The organism is Candidatus Liberimonas magnetica (genome assembly GCA_020523885.1).
Lineage (GTDB): Bacteria > Elusimicrobiota > Endomicrobiia > Endomicrobiales > JAFGIL01 > Liberimonas > Liberimonas magnetica.
This window is the reverse complement of sequence record JAJAPY010000001.1, coordinates 40,246-64,643: the sequence shown is the minus strand read 5'-3', so window position 1 is coordinate 64,643 and position 24,398 is coordinate 40,246. Positions and strand designations below refer to the sequence as shown.

The window sequence follows — 24,398 nt, the reverse complement described above, 5'->3', positions numbered from 1 at the left end:
GCCACCTCAATTTTTCATTATATATTTTGATTTTTAAATTTTTTACTACGATATTCCTGATTGCCTTTTTAGAAATGCCCTGTAACTGCCTTCACCGCTTTTTATTATATTTTTTAAATGGTGAAGCTGCCTTAAGATAGCTATATGATATAAGTTTTTATCTATGCCATACCTGTATTTAAAATGAGTTTGCGCATACCTGTCAACGTTCTCAAAATCTTTTTCCAGCCTTATCTTAATAGTATCATAGAATTTCAATGTCTTTTTTAAGAGGTCAAATTCTGAGGAATACCCTTTCACATGGCCTTCCTTGAATTCTTTGTAAAGATGTGTGAGCCGCTCAAGGTATGTCCTTGAAGCCATTTGGCCCAGAAGGTCAGAGGTGCCGAGCATATACCCAAGCAGCCTCTCGGATTTATCTTTAAAAAGGATTGTGGCAAGGTTTGTCATAAGGCCTGTGCAACTTATCATGTTCTTTGCGGACAGATAATCCTGCCTGGAAAATTTTACTATCTTATAATATTTTCCTAAGAATTCAATGCTTCTTTCTACGTGGCTTAAGGTATATTTAGCTCCGGTGCCTGTTTTATCGCTTATTTTCTGGATATATCCTGTATCATGAAAGATACTGGCTATCAAGGCGGTCTTTACCCTGCTAAGTTGCAGTTTAGTACGGTTTTCCAGGTTATAGCCGTCTATGAGCCTGGAGATGGAAAGAAGCGCATCCGTGGTGTGTATCTTGTCATGATATTTGGTCTTGCATTTTCCGTAACCGGGATAGTTTCCGTCGTAGAGGTCATTAAAGCATTTAAATGCAGCCCTGACTTCGAGGAATTCTCGTATAGGATAGTAATGGATAAAATTATATTTTACTTCTTCAAAAACGGCGGTAGTACTGTTCATGTCAAGCAATTGAGCGAACTGGACTTCTTTATGATCATTCATATACTACCCTCCTGACTGAAATTCTACTAATTTAATATATAATCGTCAAGCTGAGTTCCTTCAGTGTTTCTATTATTTAATACGAAGTCCAGCTCCTGCCGAAGGGGTTCCACATGAACAAACCCCAGGATAGGTCCTATCCTGGGGTTTGTTTTTCAACAATACAAAAACTATTTAAAAAGGAACGATACATCACCGCGTATTTCCGGGTAAGATTCGTCTTTGCCGTTATATTTCTGATAGTGAGTACTGGTATCCAGTTTAACAGCCATATCTTTAGTCGGCCTGTAAACTACTCCTATAGTGCTTTTATAAAATACGCCGTTATCTGCAATGCCGCATTCATTGTCCCCGCCGTATTTCTTTTTAGCGATTACTTCAGGATCCTGCATCCAGTCCCAAAATAAATATGGCGCGATTTCGCCGTACTTTGTCTCAATAAAATACCCGAGCTCAAGATACCCTGTTTGAATTAAATAAGGGGCATCCGTAACAACGTCTGCCGTAGTCAGGGCAGCATCGGCCTTTGATGCATTTGCTCCAAAGAACCTTTCTCTCTGTGTTTGGTTTAAACTAGTGGCATTGACTATTGTTATAATGTCCGCCGGGTTTCTTTGAGCTTTATGGTCTGCCTGATAGTACCCTACGCTTAATAGAAAACTTCTATACTCAGTTTGTGCAAAGCCTCCGAAAACTTTATAATCGTCATTTGCCATCCAGGGCAAGACACCGTTCTTTGGGGAGCCGTCGCCAACCGCGATATCAGGGACAGCTTTGCCGCTTCCAATGCTTGAAACATAGCCTGAAAAACCGATTACAGTTTTACCTTTGATATTTGCCCTTATATCCCAGCCAAGAGGAGTTAAATTTTCAATGGGCCCGCCCTCTCCGTTATCGGTAGCTACGCTGTACGAATAGATGATATCATTATTCTTTAAATCACCGTGTATGTTGAACGTTGTAAGCCTGGGGATAAGCAGATGGTCTGTATCAAAAAGTTCCGGCGGTTCTATGCCCAGGTATGTAGGAACTTCATCTAACTTAGAGTTGTAAAGGTCAAAATCCCTGTAAATTTTGCCGAGCTTTATTTGAAACACATCAGTATATAATTTATAGTTACCCCACATATTCCTTACTTCCAGGAGGTCGCTTCCTGTCATCTTTAAAATCACATGAGTGTTCAGCTTTTCATTTATATCAGTATTCATGAACAGGTTAAAATAAGGCGTGCTGAATTCTAAGGGTGCATCGGTTTTTTGGGTTACCCCGTTAGAAACTGACAGGTCCCCTATCGTTTTCTGAATATTGGTATTCATATAACCGAATATCCTGATCTTACTCTCACCAGTACTTTGAACATCGGCAAATAACAGGTCTTCAACGGTTAGATCTACTCTTTTTTGCTCTGCCAATATAATTCCTCTACCAGCCAGGATAAGTACTGCTAAAATAAACAAGTTTTTTACATTTTTCGTCATTTTCCCTCCTTACTAAAAATAAATTCCCCCATAAAAAACCAATTTGATTGCCCCTAAAAATAGTAGTATTACCTATTTAAATAATTTAATCACCTCCTGTTTTTTTGATAAGGCTGTCTATTTTGAAGCTTTTGTTGAATTAAACAATAATATGTTATATTATGTTTTGCCATATTATATCATACTTTCTTTTACTTTGCTATATTGAAACAAAAAAAATAATGTACAAATATTACCTTTGTTTTCAGCCTTACAGTTTTACCACATAAGTTCCGGCCAGGTATCCGGTTGAAAATGCAGCCTGCAGGTTATAGCCGCCCGTACAGCCGTCTATGTCGATGATTTCCCCGCAAAAATACAGGCCTTTAATTATTTTTGACTCCATAGTGTGCGGGTCTATCTCGTTTAAAGCTATTCCTCCCTTTGTAATAATGGCTTCACTTATCGGCCGTGCCTTTTTTATATGCAGCCTGAGGTCCATTAAGAGGCCCGTTATTTTTGTGCGTTCATTTGAATTTATCTGGTTGCATTTCTTATCTTCCGGCAGGGCAAGTAGTTTTATAAAAACAGGGATCAGGCTTTGAGGCAGGAGGTTTTTCATGACGTTTTTTATTGACTTTAAACTGTTTTCTTCAAACTCTCTTATAAGCCTTTTATCCAGGATTTCTCTGTCAAGTTTTGGTTTCAGGTTTATAGATACTTCCACTTTCTCTTTTTTATCCAGGCAAACGACTGCTTTATTGCTTATCTTTAAAACCGTAGGCCCGGATATTCCAAAATGCGTAAAAAGCATTTCTCCGAATTCCGAATCTATTTTTTTGTTATTGCTGTAAAGGGATACCTCTACGTTCTTTAACGACAACCCCTGGATATCCTTTATGAAATTCTCTGTTGTTTCAAGCGGCACAAGCGAGGCCCGCGGTTCTACGACCGTATGGGCTAATTTTCTGGCTAGCTCATAGCCGTCCCCTGTTGAGCCTGTTGCCGGGTATGAAAGGCCTCCCGTAGCGACTACGGCCTTTGGCGCCCTTATAACCGTTTCATCGTGCAGTTTTATACCTATTACTGAATTTTCTTTTACAAAAACATCTTTCAGCCTTGAATTATACCTGACGGCAACACCGCTGTTTTTTAAATATTTTTCCAAAGCCCTGACTATGTCGTTTGAATCATCGCTTATGGGAAAAACCCTCCCCCCGCGTTCAACCTTTGTTTCTACTCCGTATTTTTTAAAAAATTCTATCAGCTCCTGGTTAAAAAATTCACTGAAAGCCCTGTACAGAAACCTGCCGTTCTTTCCGAAGCTTTCAACAAATTCGTTCAAGTCCCCGGTATTCGTAAGGTTGCATCTGCCTTTGCCTGTAATAAGCAGCTTCTTGCCCGGAACGTCATTTCGCTCTATAAGCAGTACTTTCTTGCCAAGTTCACCCGCTCGCCCCGCAGCCATCATCCCCGAAGCACCCGCACCTATAACAACAACATCATATTCATTATTTTTTAACATAATTTTAGAAACCCGGTAACCACCCCGGAAGTGGTAATATTTCCACCTCCGGGGTGATAGTGAGGTACTATAATAGTTCCGAAGCCAGCGCCGCGAGGCTGCTTCTTTCGCTTTTTATGAACTGCAGATGGCCGAAAATAGGCTGGCCCTTGAAATGTTCGACTAGATAGGTCAATCCGTTGGATGATGCGTCCAGATACGGGTTGTCTATCTGGTAAGGGTCTCCTGTTAAGATTATCTTTGTTCCTGTACCGGCACGGGAGATTATGGTTTTTACCTCATGCGGGGTAAGGTTCTGGGCATCGTCTATAATTATGAACAGTTCAGGCAAGGACCTGCCTCTGATGTAGGTTAAAGCCTCAACTTCAAGTTTGCCTGTCTGGGTAAAATACTCGACATTATTATCTTCTATTTTTTGGCCTGGGTGAGACCCTTGAAGCAAAAATTCAAGATTATCGTATATAGCCCCCATCCAGGAAGTCAGTTTTTCTTCTTTTGTGCCGGGCAGATACCCTATGTCTTTGCCCATGGGGACTATCGGCCGTGCCACAAGAAGCCTTCTGTACCTGTTTTCCTCAAGTATCTTCTGCAAGCCGCAGGCAAGCGACAGCAGGGTTTTGCCTGCGCCCGGCACGCCTATCAAAGTCACAAGAGATACATCGTCGCACAGCAAGAGTTCGATTGCAAACCGTTGTTCCATATTAAGAGGTTTAATCCCCCAGGGGATAGTGTTTATATGGAAAAGAGGCACAAACAACTTGTCTTTGACGCTGTATTTTGCAAGGGCGCTCTTAGAGCCGCTATTAGCCTCTCTCATTACAATGCCTTCATTCGGAAAGAATGCGCCGTTTATCTTTAACTTTTTGTTCTTATAAAAAGAATCAATCTCTTCGCTGGTAAGGGTCATTTCCCGCCACCCTTTGTAGAGCTCTTCCACCTTTACCTTTGCTTTTTCGTAATCCTGGGTTTCAAGCCCGAGAGCCTCTGCCTTTATGCGCAGGTTTATATCCTTTGATATAAATATCGGCTTCTCGCCTTTATTCTGTATCTCCAAAGCGATACCTATTATCCTGTGGTCGATCTTTGATGTCACGAAGTCATACGGCAGTTTTACATTCTGATCAAGCTCTACTTTTAACACCCCTCCGCCGTCAAGCTTAACGCCGTCTGATAATTTGCCTTTACTCCTTAATGCATTCAATTTTCTTATGATCGAACGCGCACTCTGGCCTCTTTCGTCGCTTACACTTTTTAAACCGTCCAGTTCTTCTATCACGGCCATCGGGATTATAACCTTATTGTCTTTAAAAGACGCCAATGCGTTCGGGTCATGGATCAACACGTTCGTATCGATGATAAAAGTCTTTACCATTTGAAATCTCCTTTTATTAGCGGATAGCGTAGAGCGGATAGCGGATAGTAAAATCAAAATAAATTGTATTTTTGGTTTTTCCTGTACGCTAAACGCTGTACGCTCTACGCTAAAGATTATTTAAACAAATAGTTAGCAAGTATTCCCAGTACCAGCACCTGCGGCACAGCCACAATCGGCAGCCAGACAGCGGTTTTTCTGCCAATATTTGACCACAATAACCCTATCTCCGTATAATCCGTTACTACCCCGGCCATTAAGAATACAAAGCTGTTGCCTAACGAACCGGTCTGCCTGTAAATCTCAAAGGCAAGAGGAGCTGAGCCTTCCGAACAAACTTCGATTATCGTGGCTAGTGCAAGCGTGATCAATAAACCCGTAAACGTAGGCCCCATGTACTGATGAAAAACAGAATGCGGCACATAGGCTGCGGTAACGCTCGCTATCCCGATGCCTATAAGTATCCACCAAAGAACCATGTTTGAAAGCGACAGGGTGCCTTCAAAAACTCCTTTTAAGTCTTTTGATAGATTCTCAGCTGAAAGACTGTAATTTTCATATCTTTTTTTTATATCGGCTAGTATCGAAAAACTCTCATCGACACTAACGGCATTCGGGTTTGTTTCTACTAGGCCCTTTTCTTCAAGGAATTGGAATATAAAACCTGTTATGACCGCAATGATAATAGCAGATATGATTATATAAAACCCCTTTGCTCCGAAAAACGCAACAAGCATTATAGTTAGAGTCATATTTGCCCACGGGCTGGCTAAAAGAAAACTCACCACTGCAGGTGTCGAAGCCCCCTTTTTATACAACTGTATGGCAAGAGCAAGTATCCCGTGACTGCAGGCTGTCATTAAAAAACCTAAAAATACAGACATAAAGATAGTCCGTTTTTGGGGCTTGGACAATATCTTTGAAATATATTCCCTTGGTATATAATAGTCTATAACTCCGCCAATGGCCAATCCTATCAATACAGCGGCCCCTATCATCCTTATATACATGAACAATGAAAACCTGAAAGGTTCAAGGAACTCTATGAAAAATGACAGGGCAGTAATTATTAACAGCACGGAAGAAACGATAAAGACTTTATTCCTGTACCACTTAAATGCTTTTTCCTCGCATACGGGGCAGGAAGCGCCTTTATCGCTTTTATACTGTATAGCGTTTTGCGCTGCAAATTTCTGCAGGCACCGCTGGCTGCAAAAATAATAAACCTGCCCTTTATGTCCTATCTTCAAGTTAGTAGATTCATCTACTGCCATGCCGCAGATAGGGTCTATTGCCATAAATGTTCCTTATTAACAATTTCGAAATCCGAAGCACGAATCTCAAAAAAAATGACAATTTCAAATATCAAATAGTCAAAAAAATTTAACTACAAAATCTTTTGTTACTTTTGCTGATTTGATTATTTGTCTTATTGATTATTTTTTCGAAATTCGAGATTTCTTATTCGAGATTTCTTTTTTTAGATTTTCTATTTTTATCGGTTTTATCTTATCCTGTATTTTAATATTGAATATCTTTGAATAAAAATAAAGCTCGGCCTCAAAACATGCCTTGATATTCTGGCTTGACCTGAATCCGTGCTGTTCGTCTTTAAATGTGCTATAGGCTACAGGCAGCCCTTTTTTTAAAAGGGCATCATAGATCCTTTGCGACTGGCTGGGAGGAACGACCTTATCGTCAAGCCCCTGAAAAAAAAGCATAGGGCACGATATTTTTTTTGCAAAATTTATGGGCGAACGTTCAAAATAAACATTCTTTTTTTCAGGATAGGGGCCGATCAGGGCATCAAGATAACGGGACTCGAATTTATGGGTTTCTTTTGCCAGGGCATCCAGGTCGCTTACCCCGTAGTAACTTACCCCCGCATTAAAAGTATCATGAAAAGTCAAAGCGCACATTGTGGTATAACCGCCCGCACTGCCGCCTTTTATTATCAATGAATTTTTGTCAGCAATACCGGACGAGGCCAGGTGTTTTGCTGCATTTATGCAATCCTGGACATCGGCTATTCCCCACTTGCCGTTCAGGGCTTGCCTGTATTCCCTGCCGTAGCCTGTGCTCCCGCGGTAATTGACGTCTGCAACGGCAAACCCGCGGCTTGTCCAGTACTGGGTTTCAAAAGACAGGGACGTCTGAACGCACGATGTCGGGCCTCCGTGAGTTTTTACTATCAAAGGAGGCTTTTCCCCTTCCGGTCCTTTATAGTCCCTGTTTTTAGGCAAATAGACCAGAGCGTGAGAAACCTCGTTATCTCCAGTCTTGTATTTTATTATTTCCGGTTCAGAAATAAATTCATTATTGAGTTTTATCTTATTTGAACTCTTAAGGACCTTAGTTTCGAGGGTACCCATCCGGAGCTGGATTACAGAAGAGGCCGAATTAAAGCTTCCTCCTATAAAATATACCGAATTGTTCGCGGAACAAACACTTGATACCTCTGTGTACGGGAGTTTTAAATATTCGAACCTTTTTTCACTTGTTTTAATAAATCCCAGTTTCCAGACACCGTTTTTCGAGCAGGCGGAGATTATCCTGTTTTCCGTAACAAAGGCATAGGTGGACAGGCCAAAAACCCACTGGGGTGCGCCGAATTCTGCATCAATGGGGCACAAGGCCTCGGTCTTTTCGTCTTTATACCTGTACAGGTTCCACCAGCCTGTCCTGTCTGAAACAAAATATATATAGCCCTCACTATCCCATTTTGGCTGAAATACTGATTCGCCTCTGGCACCGGCTATCCTTTTGCTTTTAGCTATTTTTCCATCGGCTGAAAGCTGGCCGGCCCACAATTCTGTCCCATCCCAGGGCATATTCGGATGGTTCCAGGTAAGCCAGCAAAGATGCGTATTGTCGGAATTCATGCCTGGCGAAGAATAAAAATCATTGCCTGAGATTATGACTTCTACGGGGTTTTCTTTTTCAAGACAGATAGATACGATACTGTTAGTTGGGTTTGAATTGCCGGAGGTATGGTCTTCCCTGACACAGATGAGCCTGTTTTGCACCTGGTCTATTACAAAGTCCGCATAACGGTAATTCCCTTCCGGAGTGACCGGCTGGGGAGGCGTAATGTCGCCGGGGGTGCACCTGTATATCCTTTGGTCATTATAATTTGAAAAATAAACAACTCCTTTGCTTACCTTGTATGACCCCCCGCCGTATTCATGGGCCCTTGTCCTTGCATTAAAACCCTTGGGGATAGAGTCTTTTATGTTGCCGTTCTCGTCAAGCCTGACTATAACGTTCCTGCCGTTTTGGAAGGGGCGGTTCTCCAGCCAATACACATCGTTACCGTCAATATTTATCTCGCTCAATTTAACTGTTTCAGATACGATCAGATCTGATGTTAGAGGGGATTTCCAGGAGCCGTAAGGCCGTATGAATTTTTTAACCATAATTTGATGTAAAGAAAATGAAAAATGAAAATTGCAAAATGCAAAATTATTGTATCCCGCTAAAGCGGGATAATTCAAATAAGTCCCGCAAAGCGGGACACCTCAATTTTGAATTTTTCATTTTGCATTTTGCATTTTAGTACGGCCGCCTTTAGCGGCCTAACTTTATTTTATTCAAACGTAATATCCAGCTGAGTGGGCTTTCCTCTTCTAACGCTGCATTTTTTTATTATCGCTTTATCTTCATCCTGTTTCCATATTTTTATTTCGTAAACTCCGTAAGGCAGGTCAGGCGTCTTATAAGTTCCGTCCCTGTCTGTTATAAGCCTTGTCACCTCTTGTTTCTTAATAGAAACCTTGACTACTATATCCTTTAAAGCCTGGCCGTTGGCATCGACTATCATGCCGATTATGTAGTTCTCGTTTTTAGGCGGGAGAAGCTTGAAGTTGGCAACGAATCCCGTCTTATTCTCTATCTTGACGTTCTTGTACTCCGCCTCATATTCTTCACCCCAGACCTTGACCTCATAGGTGCCTACAGGTAGTTCGGTCGTCTTATAAAACCCGTCCTCTTTGGTCTTGAGCCTTTCTATTTCCCTGTCGTCTTTGGATATCTTTACTATCATGTCTTTTAAAGGATTGTTGTCCTTGTCCGAGACATTGCCTATGATAGTGCCCCTATCATGGATCAAAAAGCCAACTTCCTCGACTTTTGCTTTCGGTTTTCTCTTTAAAGCCATTCCCAGGTTTGCATCGAATGTTATCCGCGCCGAGATCCTGTGCGTGCCTCCGATGTTCTCATAAGGCGCATAGGCGTAATCAAAAAATGCAGACTCGTACTTGACGCCAAACCCGAAAGTGGCGGCGTTTACCGACTGCCATCCGCTCCTTAAAGTTATGTCTTTGTAAGGGCATCCCTCCAGGCCGAAACTATATTTGAAGTTCTCATCCACAGCTTTGTTTATATCGCTTACAAGAAGAAGCTTTTCTTCTAGGGCCCAATACCCTGCGCCGGCTTTCACATTCCTGGGGAATGAGAAAGATTCCCGTACGAACTTCATTTCACCGAACATGTTTTGAAGGACCAAACCTAACAGGAGCCTCTCATCATCGGAAGTGTAGGCAAGGCCGAGGTCAAAACATTCCCCTGCAGCGCTTTCGGATTCAATCTGTTCTTTTACATACTTCCCGGTTACACCCCAGCTCAGGCCGTCCCTGATCAACCTTGAACTGTAAGACAGGAGCAGCAGCATGCTGTAGGCATCATAGGAATTAGTATAGTTGCCGTAAATATCCGAGCCCTGGATAGGCGGCATGTTGACAAAGACCGCTCCGAACGAAATTGTGCTGTGCGGCCTGAACACAAGGGTCGCGGTGCTTTCAATGACATCACCGTAGGAATCGACTTGAAGGGCCTTATCGGGTTCTTTAAACAGGCTGAACGGCACTGATATGGAAAAGACTTCCTGCGATATCTGGGCTAACCAGGAATTATACATGAAGCCGGCATCCAGGGACCTTATCCTGTTTACGCCTGCCGGGTTCCAGAAAATCCCGAAAGTGTCGTCCGACAGTGCCGCATAAGAATCCCCGAGCGCAGCAGGCCTTCCTCCGATGCCTATCTTTAAATACTGGGCACTTGACGTCCCTGCATTGTCGTTTATACTCTCATCGCAGAACGAAGCACCTGCAAAGACAAAAGTTATTAAAATGATGAACAACCAAAATCTTTTCATTGTATTTAATGAATATCCTTACTGACAACCCAACAACGTCATTGCGAGGCGCCTTTTGCCGAAGCAATCTATATATTTAACTTCGAGATTGCTTCGCCTTCGGCTCGCAATGACAACACTACTGACTTATGAATTATTTCAACAATCATTACCTGATTATTGCAAATTTATCCTTTATCGTTGCCCCTGTCTTATCCGACAGCACATAGATATAGACCCCGCTGGCAAGTTTCCTCCCGGACTGGTTTGTCCCGTCCCAGGTTATCTCGACCGACTCTATATTTTCAAGTTTATAGACAAGAGTCCCTGTCATAGTGTAGACCCTTAAAGTCGAGCCTACCTGAAGGCTTGTGAAAGTCATGACCGTGTGGCCCAGGTTGCTGTTAGGTTTGAACGGGTTAGGATAGACCCTTGCGTAAAACCCGCCTCTTGGCCCGCTTGCCACGATTGCATACATGGAAAAATGGGATACATCGGCTGTAAGCTTTTTGTTTACGATATCATGCACATGCCCGGTAACATCAGTCCAGGACTCTAAGAAAGGGTCAAGGAAAGCCATGAACAGGTTTCTTACTTTATACTGCGTTGCAGTATCATCCACTAGAGCGTCATTATTTACGTCCGGGTACGATAGGGTTATAGTTACATCCTTGGCCCAGCTGCCGACCGTGCTCCCGTAAAAATCGTACATGTTAAACTCTGTGACAGAAGGAATAAAAATATTCCTGTTCACTTCTTTGTTTATCTTTAGATTGGCGGTATTTATGGTAGTAGTATCTACGAGTTGGGGGTTGTTCATGGCGTTAGGCGTTATGATGACATAGACCGGTATCTCTACGGTATGCGCCGGTACGACTGCTTCCATCTTTACAGGGGTATTGTTTATCAGAGCATACCAGGTCTGCTTGCCTCCGAGCTCAGGCATTATTTTTACGATATCTTTCGGCAGGTTTTTTGAAAACCCTTTTATCACGGTCCTTGTTTGGGACGGCAGCTGGTCGCCGTTATACCCCCACAGCCCGAAATAATAAGTTGAGCCCAGATACAAATGACGAACTGTATACGGGCTTGAAGAGACTTCATTCACCCAGGTTAAAGTAGTAACGCTTACGTCAAAAGTAGGAGAAGTCGATATCTGTACCATAAGCCTGGTTGCGCATTCTCTGTTCCAGGTTATGTCTGTAGTATGCCACGTAGATGAGCTTCCATGTGTCTTCCAAAAATCCGGAGGGATCGCCAGGGTATACCTTGATGCAGGAAGGCTCGGGCTGCTCCCTGTTATATTGTAAGCTAACGCATACCTGTAATAGGAGGTATTGTAGGTTAAGGAACTTTCTATATAGAACGTAGCGTCGCCTTTAAGAGTTTGTTTTGTGTTCATTGTTTTACCTTTGCTGTCTTTGATGTAATAGCCGTCGGCATACGCTGATTTAGTCCAGCTCCATTTTATCGCGGTCGAAGAAACCGCAACACCCTTAAAATCAGCAGGCGGTTTAGGCGTACCGGGGTGGGTCATTGTGGATATTAACCTGTCGTACAGAGTCTGGATCCCGTCACCGTTATAGGCACACACCAGGTACCAGTAAGTCGTGGCAGGGACAACATCCGTATCAATATAATAGGTAGTATTATAGGTATCGCTAAAGTCTAAAATCGTAGTACTGCTCAGAGTAAAGCTGTCTGTTGACTTTACAAGGCCGAAAGAAGTGTACGCGGGGTTGCCGTTTACCTTCCAGCCTATCGTTACCTTTAAAGGAGAGACATTTATTATATAACTTCCCGTAGGAGGCCTTGCCAGGGTATACCTTAAGACCGTGTTGCTGCGGCTTGAAGCAGTAATATTATAGCTTTCGGCATACCTTGAATACCGGGTGTTTACAGCTAACTTATTTTCAACATAAGCAGTCGTATTTGCCGAAACCCTGGAAACCAAAGCTCCTGTACTGCTTCTTATTCTAAACCCGTTTTCAGAGTTCGGAGGGTTCGGCTTTGTCCAAGCCCACTTTATTGACGAGGTTGAAAGAGCCGTGCCTATGAACTTCTGCGGACAATTAGGCGGAGCAGGGTTTGTTACCGTAGAAAACATAAGGTCAAAAGTCGTCGGCACCCCGTCGCCGTTATAAGCTCGCACTTTATACCAGTAGGTCGTGGACGGAAGAAGCCCTGTATTTGTATAGTTAAGAGTTGTAAGTTTATTTGAGAAATCCCTGACAGTAACGGTGCTGGCGCTGAACTGGTCAAGGGAACGTATTATCCCCCATATCGTATGGCTGGGGTCCAGGTTTGCTTCCCATTTCATCTTTATAGAATACGATGTCACCGATACCCAGTAACTTCCCGTAGGCGGGTGCGCAAGGGTGAATGCTATAGTGGAGTTTGAAACATTATAACCCAGTTTGTTCCAGACTTCCAGCTGCCTGTAATAAGAAGTATTCAAAGTAAGCGGATTTCCGTTTTCTCTCTTTTCCCACCAGAACGTGGAGTTTGCAGGTAAACTTATCTTTATCTGGTCACTGCTTCCTGAAACCTTATACATAACCCTGTAGCCGCGTTCGTTAGTCGCGATATCTGTCCACAACCACCGGATAGAGGTGGTAGAAACCGCCAGTCCGTGAAAATCTACCGGGCCGATAGGAGGGGCATCGTCGGTTTTGGTAGCTACCACTACATCAAAAGCCGTAGGTATGCCGTTGCCGTTGTAAGCGCATAGCTTGTACCAGTAACTGGTGTTCGGCAAGAGGTTCGTGTCTAAGAATGTAGATCCTGTAAGCGGCGGATTGCTTGAGAAATTCCTGATAGTTGTAGTATCTGTTTGAAAATTATCCGAAGACCTGAATATTCCATACAGTGTAGCAGGGTTCACGGTTGGGTTTGAGTTCTGCGACCAGCTTAAGGGAACGGTAGTGGAACTTACTTTTAACCCCGCCGCCACCCTGCTTGAAAGAGGCTTATTGGCAAGCGTGTATATCATGCTTGAAGCGCTTATGGTAAAGCCTGTTTCATTGAACGCTTTTACATACCTGGTATATAATTTATTAGGGCCGGGAAGGCTTGGTTCATACCAGAAAGTTGTGTCAGCATTAAGTGTTTTTTTCAATGTATCCGGTATCAACTGCCTTACCTCAAAACCCAGCTCTCTGTCCTTGGGGTTGTTGGTAATCTTTGAATTATCTCTCCATCCCCAGTTAATAGAACCTGTCGAAAGGGCAATACCTCCGAACCTGTCAGGAGCTTTTGGCAGGGCCGGTTTTGTGGTTGTTGTTAATATATGGTCATAGGCCGTGCCGATGCCGTTCCCGTTAATAGCTTTTATTTTATACCAGTATTGTGTCATCGGCGTTAAACCTGCACCGCTGTTCGTATCCGTATAAGTGCTTATAGCCAGGCCGACGAGATTGATCGTTGACGTATTTACAAATTTATTGTCAAGGGAACGCAATAGCCTCCAGCTTGTATTGTCCATCGGGTTACTGTTTTGGTCCCAGGTTATAGTTATGCTGTTAGATCCGACATTCAGAAAATAACTTTGGGTCGGAGGGTTGGCCAGGGTATATATGAGGCTTGAAGCGCTGACACTAAAACCGGTAACATTGTACGCTCTTACATACCTTGTATAAGCACTATTGACCGATAAACTCGGTTCTGACCAGTATGTAACATTGGCAGCAAGTAATTTATTGGGAGGCGGAGGCGGAGGATCTTCTTTAACGAGCTCAAAACCGGCTTCAGTGGAAGTACCGCTTGACTTGTCCACCCATTTCCATTGTATTGAACCTGTTGAAAGAGCGACTCCTCCAAAGTTCGTAGGAGTCGGAGGCGACCCGGGGTTTGTCCTTGTAGTTAATTCTATATTGTAATTAGTAGGTATACCGTCCCCGTTAAAAGCCCTTATCTTATAAAAGTAAGTGGTATTAGGCGTCAGCCCGGTATCGAGGAAATTTGAAGCTATCCAATTATTGCTAAACCCTTTTAACGTAGTAGTGCTTGTCCAGTGGCCGGGTCCGGTCGAACGTATTATACCGTAACGGGTAGCAGGAGCCGGGTTTGAATTAGAGTCCCACGCGAGTCTAACAGTATTAATAGTGACAAAATCTACTCCCGGGCCGGCAGGCAGGGATATTATAGGCGGGTTTGCAAGGGTATAACAGGTTGTTGATATAGCGACTGTCGGGCTTGTGCCGTATATATTATAGGCTACGATAGATTTTGTATATGCTGTGTTTAGGGATAGCCCCGGTTCCATCCAGAAAGTCACGTTTTTGTTAAGAGTAACATCTATACCGCCTGTTGAATTTATTATCCTATAGCCTTGCTCGTCGTTGGCTCTGTCAAACCAGTTCCATCGTATCGTGTTTATTGAAACGGCTGTGCCGTGAAAACCTGTAGGCATATAGGGCGGGTTGCATGAAGTCGAGACAGCGGTCGAATATGAACTTTCTAAGAATATTGGCCCGCACCCTACAGTCACTATCCTGTAATAGTAAGTATTAAAATGCTGCAGGTCTGTATGATAAAATTTAGTAGTGGCAGATTCTCCCGCTATAAACCTCTTCGAGGGAACAAAACTGCTGTGTGACATTGAATCGCAGTATATCCTGTAGCCTATATAATCTTCAGGGTTGGCCGGTGCGGTCCACGAAAGATTTATCTGGCCGAGCCCCTCCGCAGTTTTCGATGCGACTATAACCACACTAGTCGGAGGGTTCGGAGATATATTATATGCCGCGGCAGCTTCCAGCCGATTATAAATATAAGGAGTAGAAGATGTATCTGGAGATGTAGATGAATACCACACTGACCAGTGAGTATCCGTTCCCTGCGCATTAGGCAGAGGTCCGTCATTATCTTTTGCCCTTAGGGCAAACCAGTAGGTAGTGCCTCTTGACAGGCCTGTGACTGTTATAGTTTGTTTCTCTCCTCCAAAAACAGCAGTGTAGGAGTTTGTAGAAAGAAAGTTCTTGAATGGGTACGTAGGCACAGCATCAAAATTTGCATTGGTTATAACACCAGCGCTTGAATATTTCAGCAGATAACCTGAAGCTTTCCCTCTTAAAAGGTCTTCTCCCGGAGCCGTCCATCGCAAATCAATTGCTCCCAAATTTGCCCTGCCCCCGGTTTTAGTTAATGCCGTCAGGTCCTTAATGTCCGAAGGAGGGGCTACAGAAATGCTAAAACTTTTGGAAGTCGGGGTAATACTATCTATCCCTGCATATGTAGTTTTTACATAAATACTATGGTCGCCTCCGGGATGAGCCCGCCATGGTACTGATACGTTGCGGCCGAACGCATCGTTTGGGACTGCAGAGATTGTAGAGTCAGTACTTATCTGGACTCCGCCTGAAGTAGGATCTCCGTCATAGAATTGAACCAGTATAGGGGGAGAGCCGGTTATCCTGAACAAGAGGTCGTAACTTGACCGTTGGGTCCAGTCAGGTTCAGAATAACCTTGCAGAATATTAGCAACCTGCCCCCTTGAAAAAGTACTTACATTGTAAGCTCCAATCTTCCATTCATTATCGGATGCATCTGAATATACTACAATCCAGTAAAGAACTCCCGGTGCCAGTGTGGTAGTAAATCCGGTTGCGTCTCTCCAGTCTATTGTATTGTCCGTAGCGGTTATTATTTTTCTTTCAAGATAGGTACCTGCCGGCTTCCCTCCGTTATTGTCCCTTAATTCTACCCTAAGCTCACCTCCAATAACAGAATAACTTTTGCATCTTAATGAAATTTTCGAAAGTTTAAAACTGATAGGATTAGTTGCGTAAAAAGATTGAGCAACCTTTTGCTCTAAATTTACGTATTGATAATTTGAATAATTATCAACTGCCCCATCATATACATCATCATTATGAAGCGCCATTGTAGTCGCATCGCCGCCGCTATTTCTCAATTTAGCAGTGATCACAGTCATACTTCCCTGTATAGTCGTATCCTGGTCTGGCGATAGGGTTATTTCACCGCTAGCTAGGCTAATGTTTTCTTTATTCATTGCGGCATGCGATATGCCAGCAAGAAATATCAAAAAAAACAAAATAGTGATAAAATACTTGATTTTCATCATCTTAATATTAGGTAGTAAGTCATAAATTTAGTTATGCTCTGACTATAATATTATAGTAAATCATATTGAAAATAACCATAGTTTTCTGAAAAATATTTTTTTTTGAACAATTGTGACTTTAGTCACACTCAAAAATACTTTATTATTCAAGGAATTATTGAATAAAAAAGCATAAACATGAAGCTTAATTAATATTTTGATTATAGTTTATGTTAAATCTAAGAATACATTCATATCCATATTACTTTTTGCATAGCCCAACAAATGGAATTCCTTAGGCAAACTTGGTCTCTAAAATACTTCAAAAATTAAATCCGAAAACCTCATTTAAATGACGCTTAGACTCTGCGGTTTTGTAACAGTCATGGGGTCAGACCTCAACTCTTGACTTTGAATATGAAAGAAGAAATATTTTGAAAGTTATGTACGCTGTGAAAAGAACTCCCTTAATGGGAGTTCTTTTTTGTAATGTGCCAATTATTGATAATATCTAAAATGTAGTATACTCCTAAATAGTTAAACTAAACAAGAGTATATTCCTGATAAAAAATATTCAATAAATTTCTGGAGGACAAAATCCGGGTTGGAAGTGGATTTTATACTTGCCGAAGGCGAGATAGCAATAGAAGTAAAAAGCGCTAAAAAAATTAACTATACCGATTTAAGGCCATTAAATGCCTTTATTGAAGAAATGAAACCAAAAAAAGCAATTTTAGTATGCAATGAAGAACGGGAGAGAGTTATTGGAAAGATTTCTCTATTACCGTGGCGAATCTTTTTGGAAAAATTGTGGGCAGGGAATATATTGTAAACTAAGCAAATCGAAATAGGGGATGGAGCCAGGTAAGGGTGAACACTGCAGAGAAAGAGGATAATGAATAAAGGAAATCAATCTTGCAAACTTATTTGGCGTGATGCATCGCATAAGTATCTAAGACTTTCCGCATCATAGTCTGGTAATGTGCATGCTGTCTATTAGCCCATCTCTTAAAGTATTCTATACTTCTTTTGCTTAACGTTATCGTTACTCTAACATTTTCTTCCTTGAACAGAAGATTCTCCGGTGAAGGAATAAAATCTTTAATCCTTTTTCCTTCAATTGGCTCATCCGTGTAAGTTATTTTCTTTTTCATAAATTTTTCTCCCTTTTCTCCAATAACCAGCTCCTATAATTCTTATAACATTCCCCCTATACGTAAACCTGACTGTTATTATCTCATCTTCAACTTTTCCAAAACAATAATATCTCTTTTCATTATCACTGTGTTTAAAATCTTCATATATAATACGTTTAACATCAGCAAATGCACGTTGAGCAAGACTAAACGATACATTATGTTTTTGTCGGTTTATTGCATCCTTATCTAAATCCCATTCAAAATGAGCTAATTTCATTTTAAATCCTATGCATATTATAGCATATAATTATGCATATTGGCATATTTATTTTAAATTTCTAAATTTTAAACTACGTACAACGGGGCGCCAAAGGCGCCTGCCACTTCATCCGCCAGCCTCTGAAGCTGGCGGGTTTAGAAGGCTTACTAAGCTAAATCGTTCCACTTTCTTCGGCTACATCGTTCATATTATCTGATTGCCTGACTACGATTATATATATTGGAAAAAAATCTTAAAATAATATAATATATATGGAACTCCTCTGGCAGGGATCATCCCGCTCTATGCGGGACTTTTTAATAACGTGGCATCCCGCCACTTGGCGGGATAATATAAACATCAGGATGTGGTGATCATAAAACCGGTTACAGTGATACATCAACGATATATAATCACTGGCATCTTGCAGTTAATCACCGTAATCTCTCTTTGAAATCGCTGTATTAAGGATCATCATGATTAAAGCTTCTTTGCTTGCTCTTGTTTCTTTTATTCTTGGCCTCTTTGCCGCTATACCTACAGGTTCGGTGCAGGTTGAAGTTATAAAGCGCGCTTTGCATGACCGTATCAAACCTGCCCTTGCGGTAATAGCGGGAGCTTTCATTGCAGATTCGTTTTACGGATTCGTTGCCTTTTTCGGTATAGTACCTTTACTCATGAATAAGACTGTCATGGGATTCTTCGCGCTTGCAAGCTCTTTGATCCTTGCGGTACTTGCATTTTATACTTTTAGACACGCAAACAGGATACATATCGGAGATATGCAGCACTTTATTTTGAGAAGCAAACGCGTGTCTTTCTTGATAGGACTTTCCCTGGGCGCTGCAAACCCTGTGATAATTTTCTGGTGGCTCCTGTCGGCAAAACTGATCACAGATATCGGCTTATACCTGTCGCCTCATTATAGCTTTACTTTGATCGTAGTTATATCGGGAGCCATGGGGCTTGCATTTTACCTGGTCCTATTTGCGGTCATTATCAGCTGGGCAAAAAAATTCATTTCAAACAGGTTCATAAAATGGATCAATATATTCCTGGGTGTCTTTCTTGCATGTTTAGCCGTTTATTTCTTCATTGATTCCATGGTAAAAATATTCTAGAGTTTGTTAAAACAAACTCTGATTACGGTGATTTAACGACAAGATTACAGTGATACTACAAATAAATATGTGATGTTTTAAAATTTGCATTTTGCATTTTGCAATTTGCAATGAATCCGGAGGATTATATGTTAGGGCTTGGATTTCAGGAAATACTTGTACTTTTTCTTATCGCTCTTTTGTTATTTGGTTCGACAAAACTTCCTGGGATAGGCAAATCCCTCGGAAAATCTATAAGAGAATTCAAGAAAGCAGTGAGCAGCGAAGAAGAAAAAGACGATGACACCGATAAAGAGCAGAAAATCTAAAAAATGATTCCGGTGATAAATCCTTAAATATCACTGTAATCAGGTTTACAACATGCCTGATTTAAAAAAACTGACCATTCTTGACCATCTGGAAGAACTGCGCACCTGCCTTTTTGTATGCCTGCTCTACCTTGCCATTGGAACAGGCATCGGATTTTTTATATCATCTTATTTTTTTGAGCTGCTGAAAGCCCCCCTAAAGAACAGCGTAGATAATTTAATACTCCTTAAACCCACCGAGGCAGTCGTAGTCTATTTCAAGATCGCATTATTTTTGGGCGCCATAATAAGCAGCCCCGGGATATTTCACCAGGTATGGAAGTTCGTAAAACCCGGCCTTCCGGAAAATATATCCAGCTCATTTACTGTCTGGCTCGTACCGATAATAACGCTTTTTCTTGCGGGAATAGTTTTTACGTATTTTGTGATATTGCCCGCAGGCTTAACCTTCCTTGTGAATTTATCCAAAAAAATCGCAAACCCCATGTTCACTCTGGACAGCTATATATCTTTCATCCTGTCTATAATCCTTCTAGGAGGAGTGGTCTTTGAGATGCCTGTATTATCCGCGTTCCTTGCCCAGGCAGGGATTTTAAGGTCATCTTTTATGAAAAGAAAAAGGAAAGAGGCTTTTTTCGGGCTTCTTGTCATTGCAGCCGTAATTACTCCGACAACGGATATTTTTAATATGATGCTTTTTGCCCTGCCTATGCTTGCGCTTTATGAAATAAGCATTTTAGCCGTAGTATTTATCGAAAAAACAAAAAAAAGATTGCTGATAAACCCTGCAATCTCTGATTACGTTGATTGATCTACCTGATTTGAGAGAATCACCCTGCGGCAAGAGAGCGAGGTATCAAGCGGTATTGTCATCGCGATCCCGTAAAGCGGGAGAAGTGATCTCTCCATGGCGGGATTGCTTCATCATTTCATTCCTCGCAATGACAACCCTATAATCTTGTGGCAAACCACAGGAAATTGGAAGTTGATTTTATATACATATCGCTGTAATTTAAACCTAAAAATATATCCCACGAAGCGGGAGAAGGAGTTCCAAATGGATAAAAAAGGTTTTTTCTGGGAAGAATTTATAGACAGGATCCTCAAATTGCAGTATTCCAGGAAAAGTTTTTTAAGGATCTCTGCCACATTTCTTGTAACACTTCTTTTTTCATCAAGCAACGTCAGAAAAGCCCTTGCCAAAACTACAGAGAAACTCCCCCCCAGGACAAAAATGATAGTTAAAACAGAACATGACGCGGTAGTCGTTACCGGCAAAGACCCGGGCAAGATAACAAGGAAAGCCGTACAAACCCTGGGCGGGATGGAAAGGTTCGTTAAAAAAGGCGCGGCAGTCGTAGTAAAACCGAACATCGGCTGGGACAGGACCCCTGAGTATGCCGCAACAACCAACCCCGAGGTCGTTTCAGAGATAGTAAAGATGTGCTTTGAAGCCGGGGCTAAAACAGTCAAGGTGTTTGATTTCACCTGCAACGAAGCCGGCATGAGCTACAATAACAGCGGCATACAGGATGCCGTAAAAAAAGCAGGCGGGTCCGTATCTTTTGTAGATGACTGGAAATTTTATCCAGGGCAATTTCCTGACGGAGCTGCCATGTCGGACTGGCCCATGTACCGCGATGCGGTCAAATGCGATTGCTTTATCAATGTGCCTATAGCCAAACACCACAGCCTGACAAGGCTCACTTTGTCAATGAAAAACCTTATGGGCGTTTGCGGAGGTTCCAGGGGTTCCATGCACTGGAATATCAGCGATAAACTTGTAGAAGTCACAAAGTTCATCCAGCCCGACCTTACCATAATAGACGCTTACAGGATACTCCTTAACCACGGGCCGAGAGGCGGGAACCTGCAGGATGTTTTAAAAAAAGAAACGGTCATAGCAAGCGCTGACCCTGTCCTTGCAGATTCTTATGCAACAACTCTTTTCGGGCTTAAACCGGAGGATATAGAATGTATCCCTATAGCTCATAAAATGGGGCTCGGCAAAATGAACATTAAAGAAGCAAATATTAAAATACTTACTGCATAGTGTAGTATTATCAACAGATCTTTACACTTGAATATTCATTAGAGTTGTCATTGCGAGGAATGTAATGACGAAGCAATCTATAAATTTTTAACATTGAGATTGCTTCGCTTCGCTCGCAATGACAGTCAAATGTAAAGTTATTTCAGAGACACTACAATAAAATGAATACAAATACAAAAAGACTCATTTATTTAAGGTTTCTCAGCCAGGCAAGTTTTTTCTTGTTCATAGTTTATATCCTATGGGCAATGAAAAGGTCAGCGTCCGTCTTTACAAACCCTGTCATACTTTTTCAGTTCGACCCGTTCGCTATGTATATAACCGCCCTGGCAGAAAAGGTATTCTTGGCAGGTTTGGCCTACTCCTTAATAACTCTAGTCCTGACTTTGATATTCGGAAGGTTCTTTTGCGGCTGGCTGTGCCCGCTCGGGAGCCTGCTTGACCTTTGGGCTTTTATCCTGTCGTTCTTTAAGAAAATGAATAAAGAAAAAGAACCGGGTGGAACCAGGAATTCAAAATTCGTTATTCTTGCAGTAATTGTGGTATTTGCTCTTTTCGGGGTACAGGCCGCCTGGACCCTTGACCCGCTGACTATTTTTGTGAGGAGTTTTTCTTTTGCTATCCACCCTTTCTTGGACATCTCGATCGACAAAATATTTATTTTCCTGCTGAAAGCAACGAATTATATGCCGTCCCTTGAAAACTTGTACGATAGCACAAAAGGGGCTCTGCTTGAAATAAAAAACCCGGCATTCCCTCATACCTGGCTGATATTACTGGAGCTGGCGTTAATACTTATCCTGGTATTTTTTAAAAAACGTTTCTGGTGCAGGTATCTATGCCCTCTAGGCGCTACACTGGCGTTTATTTCTAAATTTTCTTTTTTAAAACGTAAGGTTTTTTCGTGCGAAGGCGAATGCCCGGTTTGCAGCAATATCTGCAGGATGAACGCAATAAAAAAAGATAACTCCTATATAAAAGAAGAATGTATCCTGTGCATGGACTGTATATCTTTGTGCCCGGGACAGAAAGCGAGATTTACTTTTGAAAAAGATACATTGCTGCCCAAATTAGGTGTCATACCCGCGAAAGCGGGTATCCAAAAAATAAAGCTTTTATCAAGCTGGATTCCTGCTTTCGCAGGAATGACAAAAAATGTCATTTCAAATCTAAAAAAAGCTTTTCATTGGACTATATTGTCCAATTTGGACACTTATAATAGGAATAAAACCATTGATCTGGCCCAGGATAAAGGGCTCACACGGGCGCAATTCCTTTTGTTTAGTTCTTCGGTATTTTTTTCTCTGGCGGGCTTAAAAAAAACAATATTCGGATTTGAAAAAACCTCTAAAAAAAGGCCAGTCATAAGGCCGCCAGGAGCTATAGAAGAAAAGGAATTTCTACAAAGGTGCATAAGGTGCGGCAACTGCATGAAAGTATGCATCACAAACGTGCTGCAGCCGTGTGTCCTTGAAAGCGGTTTGTCTGGTATCTGGACCCCAAACCTGATGATGGAACTTGCATGCTGCGAATATAACTGCAAGCTCTGCACTCAGGTCTGCCCTACCGGAGCTATAGAAAAAATAACTCTGGACCATAAAAAGAAATTAAAAATAGGAAAAGCAAAGATAGATAAAAATATCTGTGTCGCTTGGGCAGGTGTGAGCGAATGTATTGTCTGTGAAGAGCAATGCCCTATACCAGATAAAGCTATAAAACTCGAGAAGAAAACCCTGGCCAATGGGAAAATAATTGGTGCGCCCGTTGTGGATGAAACCTTATGTATAGGCTGCGGTTCATGCCAGTATATGTGCCCGACTAGACCTAAAAGAGCTATAAAAGTAGAACCCCTTTAGCAAGAGCCGTCACGCAGAGCGGGATGGATAACGCCATGCCCTCGTCCGCCGTTGGTTCAGCGGCGAACGAAGGATGGGTGACATCCCGCCATCATTAACATTTTGATAAATTTGAGGTGGTTTTGGTTAGAGCCCGAGGAATTTTATTGCAAGGCCGCAGCAAAGGATAGAACCGCCTGCTAGAGCGTGAGTATAGCGTTCTATTTTTTTTAACGGCAAAAAAGATATGCCTAAAGATGAAGCTAATACGATCCCGATCATAAGTAATACCGTTATACCTCCGAACAGCACAGTTACAAGTACCGTACCAAATACATTTCCCGTTGCAGCAGGGTACATTACAATTGGGATGAGAGGCTCACACGGGCCAAGAACAAATATAGTAAAAAGTACCCATGGGGTTATGTTGGCTTTTGAATAGTTTGCTTCATGCACATGTGTGTGGCCGTCAATATGAGAATGTTTATGTTCGTGCAAAAGCCCTTCTTCATGGAGATGAGAGTGAGCATGGGTTTTATTTTTATAAGCTTGCCGCAGTCCCCATACAAAATATAAAAGCCCGAAACCTATCAAGGCCCAGGCAGCTATCTCCCCCCTTAAAGATTCTATGATTTGCAGCTTTTTTACTGAAAGGCCCAGACAAACACCTATCATACCCAGTACAACAGAACTCATAATATGGCCTGCACCGCAAATAAAAGTTATCCAAATTGTTTTTAAAACCGGCCAGTTCCTTGCCTTGGCCATAGCTATGAACGGTATGTAGTGGTCAGGGCCTGCAATCGTATGGAAAAAACCTAGAGAGAGTGCCGTTATAGAAAGTGCATATAATTCATTTGTCATAAAGGGCTCTTTTTTAGAATTTTAATATTTATTTTCAGTTAAGTCAAATTTTTCGACAAAGCAGAGTATTTTAAATAGACATATTATGCTAAAAACATAGCTCCCAAATTAGGTGTCATACCTGCCCCCGCTTAAGCCGTTCGAGGGTAAACTCCAGCGGGTATCCAGAAATTAAAGTTTTTATCGAGATGGATTCCTGCTCCCAGATTAAGACTTTCGAGGACAAGTTTCACAGTAATGATAGAAAATGTTATTTCAAATCTAAAAAATTACTTTTCGATGGAGCATGGTGTCTAATTTGGACACCCATGATACTAAATTTAAC

The 24,398-nt window shown here is 41.9% G+C and carries 17 protein-coding genes; 6 read left to right on the top strand and 11 right to left on the bottom strand.

What is annotated here, in order from left to right:
- Positions 1-45 precede the first annotated feature (45 nt).
- The 8 genes from LHV68_00260 to LHV68_00225 form a co-directional block, all read right to left on the bottom strand.
- Positions 46-945 (bottom strand): hypothetical protein, encoded by a 900-nt coding sequence (locus LHV68_00260; GenBank protein ID MCB4790301.1) that lies wholly within the window; start codon positions 943-945, stop codon positions 46-48.
- Between the two features lie 170 nt (positions 946-1,115).
- On the bottom strand, positions 1,116-2,423 hold the full coding sequence (locus LHV68_00255; protein ID MCB4790300.1) for a hypothetical protein: 1,308 nt from the start codon (positions 2,421-2,423) through the stop codon (positions 1,116-1,118).
- 250 nt (positions 2,424-2,673) lie between these two features.
- Complete coding sequence (locus LHV68_00250; protein ID MCB4790299.1) at positions 2,674-3,927, bottom strand: NAD(P)/FAD-dependent oxidoreductase; 1,254 nt, start codon at positions 3,925-3,927, stop codon at positions 2,674-2,676.
- A 67-nt stretch (positions 3,928-3,994) separates the two neighbouring features.
- Complete coding sequence (locus LHV68_00245) at positions 3,995-5,299, bottom strand: PhoH family protein (GenBank protein MCB4790298.1); 1,305 nt, start codon at positions 5,297-5,299, stop codon at positions 3,995-3,997.
- A gap of 116 nt (positions 5,300-5,415) precedes the next feature.
- The gene (locus LHV68_00240) at positions 5,416-6,597 is read right to left on the bottom strand and encodes a permease (GenBank protein ID MCB4790297.1); all 1,182 of its coding nucleotides are present in this window, start codon (positions 6,595-6,597) and stop codon (positions 5,416-5,418) included.
- Between the two features lie 138 nt (positions 6,598-6,735).
- On the bottom strand, positions 6,736-8,715 hold the full coding sequence (locus LHV68_00235; GenBank protein ID MCB4790296.1) for a S9 family peptidase: 1,980 nt from the start codon (positions 8,713-8,715) through the stop codon (positions 6,736-6,738).
- A gap of 170 nt (positions 8,716-8,885) precedes the next feature.
- The gene (locus LHV68_00230) at positions 8,886-10,451 is read right to left on the bottom strand and encodes a carboxypeptidase regulatory-like domain-containing protein (protein ID MCB4790295.1); all 1,566 of its coding nucleotides are present in this window, start codon (positions 10,449-10,451) and stop codon (positions 8,886-8,888) included.
- A 148-nt stretch (positions 10,452-10,599) separates the two neighbouring features.
- Positions 10,600-16,443: a T9SS type A sorting domain-containing protein gene (locus LHV68_00225; GenBank protein MCB4790294.1), complete on the bottom strand. Its 5,844-nt coding sequence runs from the start codon at positions 16,441-16,443 to the stop codon at positions 10,600-10,602.
- A 661-nt stretch (positions 16,444-17,104) separates the two neighbouring features.
- On the opposite strand from LHV68_00225, the gene LHV68_00220 reads away from it, so the two are divergent.
- Positions 17,105-17,326: a hypothetical protein gene (locus tag LHV68_00220; protein ID MCB4790293.1), complete on the top strand. Its 222-nt coding sequence runs from the start codon at positions 17,105-17,107 to the stop codon at positions 17,324-17,326.
- A gap of 91 nt (positions 17,327-17,417) precedes the next feature.
- Here LHV68_00220 and LHV68_00215 read toward each other — a convergent pair whose 3' ends face one another.
- Both LHV68_00215 and LHV68_00210 read right to left on the bottom strand, forming a co-directional pair.
- Positions 17,418-17,648 (bottom strand): CopG family transcriptional regulator, encoded by a 231-nt coding sequence (locus LHV68_00215; protein MCB4790292.1) that lies wholly within the window; start codon positions 17,646-17,648, stop codon positions 17,418-17,420.
- Positions 17,620-17,910, bottom strand: coding sequence for a BrnT family toxin (locus LHV68_00210; GenBank protein ID MCB4790291.1), 291 nt, complete (start codon positions 17,908-17,910; stop codon positions 17,620-17,622). The genes LHV68_00215 and LHV68_00210 overlap by 29 nt, the downstream gene beginning before the upstream one ends.
- 458 nt (positions 17,911-18,368) lie before the next feature.
- On the opposite strand from LHV68_00210, the gene LHV68_00205 reads away from it, so the two are divergent.
- From LHV68_00205 to LHV68_00185, 5 genes are all read left to right on the top strand, one after another.
- Positions 18,369-19,013, top strand: coding sequence for a LysE family translocator (locus tag LHV68_00205; GenBank protein MCB4790290.1), 645 nt, complete (start codon positions 18,369-18,371; stop codon positions 19,011-19,013).
- A 128-nt stretch (positions 19,014-19,141) separates the two neighbouring features.
- Complete coding sequence (tatA, locus tag LHV68_00200; GenBank protein ID MCB4790289.1) at positions 19,142-19,321, top strand: twin-arginine translocase TatA/TatE family subunit; 180 nt, start codon at positions 19,142-19,144, stop codon at positions 19,319-19,321.
- A 52-nt stretch (positions 19,322-19,373) separates the two neighbouring features.
- Entirely contained in the window at positions 19,374-20,132 is a 759-nt protein-coding gene (gene tatC, locus LHV68_00195) for a twin-arginine translocase subunit TatC (GenBank protein ID MCB4790288.1), read from the top strand.
- Between the two features lie 246 nt (positions 20,133-20,378).
- Positions 20,379-21,374 carry a DUF362 domain-containing protein gene (locus LHV68_00190; GenBank protein MCB4790287.1) on the top strand — a complete coding sequence of 332 codons (996 nt, stop codon included), beginning with the start codon at positions 20,379-20,381 and terminating at the stop codon, positions 21,372-21,374.
- A 161-nt stretch (positions 21,375-21,535) separates the two neighbouring features.
- A complete protein-coding gene (locus LHV68_00185; GenBank protein ID MCB4790286.1) occupies positions 21,536-23,230 on the top strand; it encodes a 4Fe-4S binding protein in 1,695 nt (564 codons plus the stop codon).
- Between the two features lie 126 nt (positions 23,231-23,356).
- Here the strand turns inward: LHV68_00185 and LHV68_00180 are convergent, their stop codons facing one another.
- Positions 23,357-24,073, bottom strand: a complete 717-nt coding sequence (locus LHV68_00180) for a sulfite exporter TauE/SafE family protein (GenBank protein MCB4790285.1) — start codon at positions 24,071-24,073, stop codon at positions 23,357-23,359.
- Between the last annotated feature and the right edge of the window lie 325 nt (positions 24,074-24,398).

Coding starts and splice junctions, on each gene's coding strand:
- LHV68_00250 (MCB4790299.1), bottom strand. CDS start 3,927: ATGTTAAAAAATAATGAATATGATGTTGTTGTTATAGGTGCGGGTGCT.
- LHV68_00255 (MCB4790300.1), bottom strand. CDS start 2,423: ATGACGAAAAATGTAAAAAACTTGTTTATTTTAGCAGTACTTATCCTG.
- tatA (MCB4790289.1), top strand. CDS start 19,142: ATGTTAGGGCTTGGATTTCAGGAAATACTTGTACTTTTTCTTATCGCT.
- LHV68_00185 (MCB4790286.1), top strand. CDS start 21,536: ATGAATACAAATACAAAAAGACTCATTTATTTAAGGTTTCTCAGCCAG.
- LHV68_00180 (MCB4790285.1), bottom strand. CDS start 24,073: ATGACAAATGAATTATATGCACTTTCTATAACGGCACTCTCTCTAGGT.
- LHV68_00235 (MCB4790296.1), bottom strand. CDS start 8,715: ATGGTTAAAAAATTCATACGGCCTTACGGCTCCTGGAAATCCCCTCTA.
- LHV68_00230 (MCB4790295.1), bottom strand. CDS start 10,451: ATGAAAAGATTTTGGTTGTTCATCATTTTAATAACTTTTGTCTTTGCA.
- LHV68_00215 (MCB4790292.1), bottom strand. CDS start 17,648: ATGAAAAAGAAAATAACTTACACGGATGAGCCAATTGAAGGAAAAAGG.
- LHV68_00240 (MCB4790297.1), bottom strand. CDS start 6,597: ATGGCAATAGACCCTATCTGCGGCATGGCAGTAGATGAATCTACTAAC.
- LHV68_00210 (MCB4790291.1), bottom strand. CDS start 17,910: ATGAAATTAGCTCATTTTGAATGGGATTTAGATAAGGATGCAATAAAC.
- LHV68_00205 (MCB4790290.1), top strand. CDS start 18,369: ATGATTAAAGCTTCTTTGCTTGCTCTTGTTTCTTTTATTCTTGGCCTC.
- LHV68_00245 (MCB4790298.1), bottom strand. CDS start 5,299: ATGGTAAAGACTTTTATCATCGATACGAACGTGTTGATCCATGACCCG.
- LHV68_00260 (MCB4790301.1), bottom strand. CDS start 945: ATGAATGATCATAAAGAAGTCCAGTTCGCTCAATTGCTTGACATGAAC.
- LHV68_00225 (MCB4790294.1), bottom strand. CDS start 16,443: ATGAATAAAGAAAACATTAGCCTAGCTAGCGGTGAAATAACCCTATCG.
- LHV68_00190 (MCB4790287.1), top strand. CDS start 20,379: ATGGATAAAAAAGGTTTTTTCTGGGAAGAATTTATAGACAGGATCCTC.
- tatC (MCB4790288.1), top strand. CDS start 19,374: ATGCCTGATTTAAAAAAACTGACCATTCTTGACCATCTGGAAGAACTG.